The sequence below is a fragment of the Pontiella sp. genome (genome assembly GCF_041622395.1).
In the GTDB taxonomy this organism is placed as follows: domain Bacteria; phylum Verrucomicrobiota; class Kiritimatiellia; order Kiritimatiellales; family Pontiellaceae; genus Pontiella.
The window spans coordinates 1-8,945 of the sequence record NZ_JBFJYW010000157.1 but is presented as its reverse complement, the minus strand read 5'-3'; the positions used below and the strand labels follow the sequence as shown (position 1 = coordinate 8,945).

Annotated in this window: 6 protein-coding genes; 2 read left to right on the top strand and 4 right to left on the bottom strand. The window is 62.1% G+C overall.

The genetic code is table 11. The features are described 5' to 3' along the window. Positions 1-28: 28 nt before the first annotated feature. Entirely contained in the window at positions 29-178 is a 150-nt protein-coding gene (locus ABYO54_RS10165) for a hypothetical protein (RefSeq protein ID WP_372808140.1), read from the bottom strand. A gap of 236 nt (positions 179-414) precedes the next feature. On the opposite strand from ABYO54_RS10165, the gene serS reads away from it, so the two are divergent. Next, positions 415-1,680, top strand: coding sequence for a serine--tRNA ligase (serS, locus tag ABYO54_RS10160; protein WP_372808139.1), 1,266 nt, complete (start codon positions 415-417; stop codon positions 1,678-1,680). Between the two features lie 24 nt (positions 1,681-1,704). Here the strand turns inward: serS and ABYO54_RS10155 are convergent, their stop codons facing one another. From ABYO54_RS10155 to dnaE, 3 genes are read right to left on the bottom strand one after another with little or no spacing between them, the layout of a single operon-like run. Beyond that, positions 1,705-2,037, bottom strand: coding sequence for a putative quinol monooxygenase (locus ABYO54_RS10155; protein WP_372808138.1), 333 nt, complete (start codon positions 2,035-2,037; stop codon positions 1,705-1,707). Positions 2,038-2,064: 27 nt separating this feature from the next. Beyond that, positions 2,065-2,961 carry a lysophospholipid acyltransferase family protein gene (locus ABYO54_RS10150; RefSeq protein WP_372808137.1) on the bottom strand — a complete coding sequence of 299 codons (897 nt, stop codon included), beginning with the start codon at positions 2,959-2,961 and terminating at the stop codon, positions 2,065-2,067. Positions 2,962-3,011: 50 nt separating this feature from the next. Further along, positions 3,012-6,551, bottom strand: a complete 3,540-nt coding sequence (dnaE, locus tag ABYO54_RS10145) for a DNA polymerase III subunit alpha (protein ID WP_372808136.1) — start codon at positions 6,549-6,551, stop codon at positions 3,012-3,014. Positions 6,552-6,881: 330 nt separating this feature from the next. Here dnaE and ABYO54_RS10140 point away from each other — a divergent pair. Further along, on the top strand, positions 6,882-8,945 hold a 2,064-nt coding region (locus ABYO54_RS10140), incomplete at its 3' end, for a PAS domain S-box protein (RefSeq protein ID WP_372808135.1).

The following is an 8,945-nucleotide window of genomic DNA, read 5'->3' as shown; positions in this document are numbered from 1 at the left end:
GGTTTCCTTGTTGTCTAATTAGGCCGCATTATTTCGTTTTTTTGAAGCGGGCGATGAACATGCCGTCGCCGCCGGCATCCCACGGCCAGATTTGCAGCTGGCCGTTGGTCGGTTCGCCCGTGAGCGGGTTGGTGAACGGGTCGAGCCGGAAGTCGGGCTGTTGGTCGAGGAAGTTCATGACGATCTCCTCGGTTTCGGGGCGGGTGCAGTGGGAACGATTGGGAAAAATGCGAATTCCCGCTTCCAAACCGTGGAGCAATAGGCGAATAATACGCCCCTATTTTCGATCTGCCGCGTCAATGCCGCAGCGGTTGAGACGTTAATCGCGATTGCTGCCGGGGCGCTGCCCCGAGCACCAATGGCCAGGAACCATGATGACCGATGCGGCGGTGCCGCTTCAACGGGGATGCTGATATGCTGGATATTCGATTTGTTCGTGAAAATGCCGATGCGGTGAAAACCGCCATGAAAAACCGCAACGCCGACGCCGACATCGATGCGGTCATTGCGCTCGACGACCGCCGCCGCGCCATCGTGGCCGAGGGCGAGGAGCTGAAGGCGGAGCGCAACCGGATTTCGAAGAGCATCGGCCTGATGATCAAAGAGGGGAAGGACCCCGAAGCGATCAAGGCGCAGGTTCGCGAAATGGGCGATCGGATCTCGGCCTTCGATGAAGAGCTGCGCGAGGTTGAAGCCAAACTCCGTGAAGGCCTGCTCTACATCCCGAACAAGCCGTCCAGCACCACTCCCGTCGGGCTGACCGAGCAAGACAACCCGCTGATCCGTTCCTGGGGCGAGAAGAAAGAATTCGGGTTCGAGCCGAAGCCGCACTGGGATCTGGGAGCCGAGCTGGGGCTGTTCGACCTCGAGCGCGGCGCAAAGCTTTCCGGCTCCGGATTTCCGCTTTTCATTGGCAAGGGCGCCAAGCTGGAACGCGCACTGATCCAGTTCATGCTCGACCTGCACACCGAGCAGCACGGCTACATTGAGGTGGCCCCGCCGTTCATGTGCAACGCGCAGACCATGACCGGCACCGGGCAGCTGCCGAAGTTTGCCGAAGACATGTACACGGTTCCGCTCGATGGCCTCTATCCGATTCCGACCGCCGAGGTGCCCGTCACCAACATGTATGCCCAGGAAATCTTGGATAAGGAGCTGCCGATCCTGCACACCGCCTACACGCCCTGTTTCCGCCGCGAGGCCGGATCGGCCGGCAAGGACACGCGCGGCCTGCTGCGCGTGCACCAGTTCGACAAGGTGGAGCTGGTCAAGTTCACCACGCCCGAAACCTCCGAGCAGGAGCACGAAAAGCTGACGCTCGACGCGGAGAAGGTGCTCCAGTTGCTTGGCCTGCACTACCGCGTCATCGAACTCTGCACGGGCGATCTCGGGTTCAGCGCCGCCAAGTGCTACGACATCGAACTTTGGGCGCCTGCCCAGGACAAGTGGCTGGAGGTTTCCTCCTGCTCGAACTTCAAGGATTATCAGGCGCGCCGCGCCAACATCCGCTACCGCAACGAAGACGGCAAGCCGACCTTCGTCCACACCATCAACGGGTCCGGCGTCGCGTTGCCGCGTCTCGTGATCGCGATCATGGAAAACTACCAGAACGAAGACGGCAGCATCGATCTGCCGGAAGCCCTTTGGCCCTACATGGGGGGGCTGCGGAAGCTGGCGTAGATGCCGGCGCTTCGGCGGGCGGCGTTATGTTGCCGGTCGTATCGGTGGATGGGCGTCCCAGCTGGCCTCGTCGGGGGCAATGTTCGTGTATTTGGTGCTCGACCGCGGTTCGGCCATCATGTGGGCCACGGTGTCGCGCCATACCAGATAGTGTGGAGTTGCCTTGTGGGCGGCGGCGTCATCGGGCGTGCGGTAGACCTCCACCAAAACAAACCGGCAGGGGTCGGAATCCTGAAGAAAATCAAATCGTGCGATGCCGGGCTCAAGGATCGAGTTCTCAACATTTGACAATGTTGCGGCGATGAAGTCTTCACGGTTCTCGGGGTTGACGTGGATGACTACGTGTACAATGAACATGGAAGGGCTCCTTGAGGTTGGGTTTTTTCAAATCGGGTCAAGCACCCAGCGCTTGTTGTACCAGAAATACTGCTCCGGCGTTTTGGCGATCTCTTCGTTAAACAGATCCATCATCTGCTGCATGATGCGCTTCCAGTCCTCGGTTTTTTCCAGGGTGGGGTCGGGCCGGATCGGGTCGAAGACGACGGCCTCATGCCGGGTCCAGCCGACGCGGCGGACCACCGCCGGGTAGATGGGGCAGTTGCATTGCCGGGCAAACAGCGCAACGCCCGCGCCCAGGTTGGCTTCGCCGTTGAGGAACCGGATGGGGAAGGCCTCGGTGCGGTTGCGCACATCGGGCAGAATGGCCAGCACCTTGCCCTGCTTGATGCGGCGGATGACGCCCTTGAGGACCTTGGAATCGTTCAGGATGACCTCCATGTCGAACGCATTGCGGGCCCGGTTGAGGTATGCATCCGTAAGCGGGTTTTTCTGGCGGCGGGCAATCGAAAAAATCGGAATTCCCATGAGGTCGGCCGTGACGCCCGCCATATCCCAGTTGCCCATGTGGATGGTGGCGAAAATATAGCCGTGTTGCTCTTCCTCGAGGGCTTTGGAAAGCCGGGGCGCTTCCTGGGCGAGCGGCTGCCGCTGGACGTCCTCGCGCGTCAGTTTCGAAAAGCGGATGGCCTCCACGGCGTTGAAGCAGAGGTTGCGCCACGAAATCCAGGCCATGCGCCGCCGCTGCTTCGCGCTGAAACGATCGCCGTAGACCTCGGTCAGGCGCCGCAGGGCTTCCTGGCGGCGGAAGCCGCCGAGGTAGTGCATGGCGGCGGCCACCAGCCAGCCCAGGCCCAGCGCCACGCGCAGCGGCAGCAGGCGGACGAGCCCGCCCGCCCCGGCGAGCAGGAGGTATTCAACGATGTGTTTGGGTCGGTATTTCATGAAGATGCATTACGAATGGGCGGCGCCGCGTTGGCAACCATAATCCGGCGTCAACCCTTCCGCTTTTCCCACTTGCGCGGCTTGGGCGGATATTTCTGCGCGTCGGATTTGGCGGCGATGTAGACGAGCCCTTCGCCGATGGTTTGTTCGACCCTGCGCTCGAACCCGGCGCAGGGGCGCACCTTGTAGTCGGCATCGGTTTCGAGGAAAACCTTGGGGCCGTCGACGAATTCGATGCAGAGCGTCAGCGGGGTGCTGCCGCGGTGTTCGAGCACCGCGTCCTTGAGCAGGGCCATCACCTGATCGTTCACGCCCATTTCCGGCAGATGGATGCTGACGCGGTCGCAGAACATGCCGGCGGCCTGTTCGAGCGGGAAGATTTCCATCACCTGGAATTTCAGGTCGCCGCTATCCTCTTCCATCATGATGCCGCCGAACATGGCGGTGGCGTCGTCGACGAGCAGGTGCCCGTACTGCTCGAACGCGCCCGGGAAAATAATGGCGCCGATCGCCCCCTCGAGCCCCTCGATGCGGAAGGTGGCCATGGGCTTCTGCTCCTTTTTGGTGTAGAGCTTGCGCATTTCGGTAACCATTCCGCCCACCCGGGTGCGTTCGCCCGCGGAGAGCTGCTGGATGTCCTTGATGCGCTTGAGCGCGAACTTTTCAAGTTCCCACTCATGGCGCGCCAGCGGATGGCCCGAAATGAAGAAGCCGATCAGCTCCTTTTCGGCCGCGAGCATGTCCGACTCGCTCCAGGGCTTGACGTCCGGCAACTCCTCGTCGGAACCGCTGCCGCTTTCCTCGGCGGCCCCGAGCATATCGAACATCGAGCACTGCCCGGCGGCCTTGTCCTTGAGCGCCTCGGCGGCGCGGCCGATGCAGATGTCGATCCCGTTGAAGAGCCGGGCGCGGTGGATGCCGCAGAAGTCGAACGCCCCGGAGCGGATCAGGCTTTCGATCACCTTCTTGTTGGCGGAGGTGATGCGCGCGCAAAAGTCCATCAGCCCTTCGAAGGGGCCGTTTTCGTCGCGTTCCTTCACGATTTCCTCGACGACGCCTTCGCCGACGCCCTTGATCGCCGCCAGGCCGAAGCGGATGCCGGAGCCGTCCTGAACCGCGTTGAAGCGGCCGATCGATTCGTTGACGCTCGGCGGCAGCACGTCGATGCCCATCTCCTTGGACTCGGCGATGAAGCCGGTCAGCTTGTCGGAGTTGCCCATTTCGCCCGAGAGCAGGGCGGCCATGAATTCGGCGGGATAGTGCGCCTTGAGCCAGGCGGTCTGGTAGGTCACGAACCCGTAGGCCGTCGAGTGCGACTTGTTGAAGCCGTATTTCGCGAATTCGGTGATGTTGTCGAAAATCTTGTTGGCCAGCTTTTCGTCGATGTCGTTGGTGGTTTTGCAGCCCTCGACGAACTTGCCGCGCTGCTGCGCCATCACTTCGGGCTTTTTCTTGCCCATGGCGCGGCGCAGGATGTCCCCCTCGCCGAGCGAGAAGCCGGCGAGGTCGCGGGCGGCCTGTTGGATCTGTTCCTGATAGACGATGATGCCGTTCGTCTCTTTCAGGATCGGTTCGAGGATCGGGTGGTCGTATTCCACCTTTTCCTGGCCGTGCTTGCGCTTGGTGTAGGTCGGGATGAACTGCATCGGGCCCGGCCGGTAGAGCGCCAGAATGGCGATGATGTCCTCGATGCAGTCGGGGTTCACCTGCCGCAGCGTGTCGCGCATGCCGCCCGATTCCAACTGGAACACCCCGACCGTGTCGCCCTTGGCCAGCAGCTCGAAGGTTTTCTTGTCCTCGATGTCCAGCTTTTCGGGATCGACGTCGACGCCGTGGTTGCGTTTGATCAGCGCGCACGCCTCGTAGATGATCGTCAGGTTCTTCAGCCCCAAAAAGTCCATCTTCAGCAGGCCGATCTCCTCGGTCGGCCCCTTCTCGAACTGGACGACGATCAGCTTTTCCTTCGGCTCGCGGGTGAGCGGGATAATCTCGATCAGCGGTTTTTCGCCGATCACCACGCCCGCCGCGTGCATGCCCGTATGGCGCGGCAACCCTTCGAGCAGGCGCGCATACTTCATGATGCGCCGCGCATCCGGCTCCGTGTCGGTCGCCTGCTTGAACTCCGGGCTTTCGGCCAGCGCCTTTTCCAGGTTGGTGCCCGGCGTGTCGGGAATCATCTTGGCCAGGCGGTCGCAGTAGGGCAGGGGAATCTCCAGCACGCGGCCGAGGTCGCGCATCAGCGTCTTGGCGCCGAGCGTCCCGAAGGTGATGATCTGCGCAACGCAATCCTCGCCGTATTTATCGCGCACGTACTGGATCACCTCCTGCCGTTTGGTCGGGCAGAAGTCGATATCGAAGTCCGGCGGCGACACGCGGTCCGGATTCAGGAAGCGTTCGAAGATGAGGTTGTATTTCAGCGGCTCGATCGTCGTGATCGCCAGCGAGTAGGCCAGCAGCGATCCCGCGCCCGAGCCGCGGCCCGGGCCGACCGGAATGCCCTGGCGGCGCGCCCACTGGATGAAGTCGGCCACCACCAGGAAATAGTTGATGTAGTTGGTCTTCTTGATCACGCTCACTTCGTAGTAGAAGCGCTCGTTGATCGTCTGTTCGTAGTCGTCCTTCGGGTGGTCCAGATCCTCGATGCCGTAGAGCTTCTTCAGCCCCTCCTTGCCGAGGTGGACGAGGTAGTCGTAGTCCGAGTCGAAGCCGTCCGGCAGCGGGAAGAACGGGAAGTGGAGGTCTTCCGCCTTTTCCGGGAAAAAGAATTCGACGTTGCAGCGCTTGGCGATCTCGACCGTGTTGGAGATGGCTTCGGGGTGGTCGGGAAACAGCGCCGCCATCTCCTCGCCGCTCTTCATGTAAAACTGGTCGCCCTCGTAGCGGTGGCGCGTGGTGTCGGCCACCAGATCGCCGCGCTGGAGGCAGATCAGCACATCGTGCGCCTCGGCGTGCTCCTGGCGGATATAGTGGACGTCGTTCGTCGCCACCAGCGGGAATCCGGTGCGCTTGGCAATCTCCAGGATGTTCAGGTTGGCCATCTTCTGGTCGGCCAGCCCGTGGTCCTGCAGCTCCAGGAAAAAGTTGTTGGGGCCGAGGATGTCGGTGTATTCCCGCGCCAGCGCCTCGGCCTTGTCGAGATCGCCGTCCTTGCAGGCCTCCGTCACCTCGCCGCGCAGGCAGGCCGACAGCCCGATCAGCCCCTTCGCGTATTTCTTGAGCATCTCCTTGTCGATGCGCGGTTTGTAGTATTGCCCTTCGAGGTGGGCCAGCGACACCAGCCGGACCAGGTTGGCATAGCCCTCCTGCGTCTCCGCCAGCAGCACCAGGTGCATGTTGTTGCGTTGGGACGACTTCTCCTCGATCCCGTGGCGCGCCAAATAGACCTCGCAACCGATGATCGGTTTGATCCCCGCCGCATAGGCCGCCTTATAGAACTCCACCGCGCCGAACAGCACGCCGTGGTCGGTCAGCGCCAGGTATTCCATCCCCATGTCTTTCGCCGCCTGCATGGCGGGCTTCACCTTCACGGCGGAGTCCAGCAGGCTGTAGCAGGTATGGAAATGCAGATGGCAAAACGGTACGGTACTCACGGAAAACGACCCCCAACGGCTGAAAAAACAACAAGATAAAATCCGCCGACCGGAATGAACAGAACAAACTCGCCCGGAAGGAAATTCGAGCGCATAAATCGTGATGCCACTGGCGTAGTACTTGACTTGAAACTTATATTCTTGCCTACTTTGCGCCGGGAATTAAGGGGATTGGGCGCAATTGTGAAGGCGAAGGATGAACGCGAAGACCACGCAAGCCGTTGCGAATGAACCGGGCTTGGCCCTCGGGCTGGACGCGGAACCGGGCTGGCGGCAATGTTCCGGTTTTCGATGAAGGAAAACACCCATTAAGAGGTTGAACGAAATCCGATGTCTAGCGAACTGAGAAAACGTGCCGAGGAGCTGCTGCGGAAGAATCCGCTGGAGGTTCCGGTTCTTTCGACGGTGGAGGTGCAGCAACTGCTGCACGAACTCGACGTCCATCAGGTCGAGCTGCAGATGCAGAACAAGGAGTTGCTCCAGACGCAAACCGAACTGGCCCGTTCGCGCGATGCCTATGCGGAACTCTACGACTTTGCGCCGGTCGGCTACCTGACGCTCGATGCCGAAAACCGCATCCATGAAGCCAACTTTACCGCAGCGGCCCTGCTGGGGTTGGAGCGCGGCAAGCTGCCGGTCGGCCGCACCTTTGCCGAATTCATCCACCTGGATTCGCGCCCGGTTTGGGAACACCTCCGCCAACAGCTGGCGGAGCATCCTGAAAAGCACGGCGCCGACCTGACGCTGCAACGCGCCGACGGCTCCTTGTTCATGGCCCGCGTCGAATGCGCCCCGCGCCTGGATGCGGCGCATCGCCTCGAACGAAGTTTTGTAACCCTGAGCGATGTAACGGAGCGCGTGGTGGCCCAGAAAGAGCTGTTCGCGGTTTTCCACGACGCCCCGCTGCCGATGATGGTGGTGGATCGCGAAAGGCGCGTTCGCAAGATTAACTCGGCGGCGCTGGACATGGCTCGCCGCGCCGAACAGGAAGCGCTCGGACTCCGCGGCGGCGAAGCGTTGCGCTGCGTCCATGCGTTTGACGATCCGGCAGGCTGCGGGTTCGGTCCCGACTGCCAGGCTTGCGTGGTGCGCAACGTCGTGCAGGAAACCTTCGAAACGCGCCAGCCTCACCATGGCGTCGAAGCGCCCATCCCCTACAGCGCCGAGGGCGGCGTGATCCCCATGTGGGTGCTCGTCTCGACGGCGTTTTTGGACCTGCTTGGCGAAGAGCGGGTGCTGGTCTGCCTGGAGGACATCACCGAGCGCAAGCGCGCCGAGGAGCAGCTGCGCCGGAGCGTGGAACGGCTGCGCATGGCGGCGCAGGCCGGCCGCTTCGGAACCTACGAGGCCAACCTGGCCACCGGCGAGGTCTTCTGGTCGCCGGAAATGCGGGCGATTTTCGGCCTCGCGGCGGATGTGCCGCCGGCGCACAAACCCGGTACGGTACCCTCGTTCATCCACCCGCAGGATGCCGCCGAAGTAGGCGAATGGATCCGGCGTTCGTACGATCCGTCCGGCAACGGCGCGGTCGAGCACGAGCATCGCATCGTCCGGGCCGACGGCTCCGTGCGCTGGGTGCTGATGAAGGGCCGGGTGACCTTCGAGGGCGAAGGCGACCGCCGCCGGCCGGTCCGTTCGAACGGCGTTGTGATGGACATCACCGCGCGCAAGGAGATTGAACTGGCGTTGAAGGAGAGCGAAACCAAGCTGTCTTTGCTGAACCTAGGGCTGGAAAGGCGCGTCGCGGAGCGCACCGCCGAGTTGCGGGAGAGCGAAGAACGCTTCCGCATCCTGTTCGAACAGGCCCCCGATGCCGAGTTCCTGATCAATTTCGACGGCCGTTTCATCGATGGCAACCAGGCGGCCGAGCAGATGGTCGGCTATCGGCGCGAGGAGCTCGTTGGCCTCCCTATGCTGGAGTTCGGCATCCTGGACGAAGGCTCCCGCGCGACCGCGGCCGCGAACCTTGCGGAACTTGCCCAGGGCGAGCAAGTGCCGCCGGCCGAGTTTCTCGTGCGGCACAAGGACGGCACCGCGATCCCGGTCGAGATTTCGTGCATGACCGTCCACATCGAAGGCCGGCCGGTCGTGCTGGGCAGTGCGCGCGACCTTACCGCCCGCAAGCAGGCCGAACGCGCGCTCGAAGAATCGCACCAGCTGTTGCGCAGCATCATCGATACCATGCACGAGCGCGTGTGGTGGAAGGATCTCAACTCGGCTTTTCTGGGCTGCAACCTCAATGTGGTGCGCGATGCCGGGCTGGAACATCCGGATGAGATCGTCGGGAAAACCGACTACGACTTTTGCTGGAAGCAGCAGGCGGACCGGTATCTTGCCGACGACCGGGAAGTCATCGAATCCGGAACGCCCAAGCTGGGCATCCTGGAATGCCAG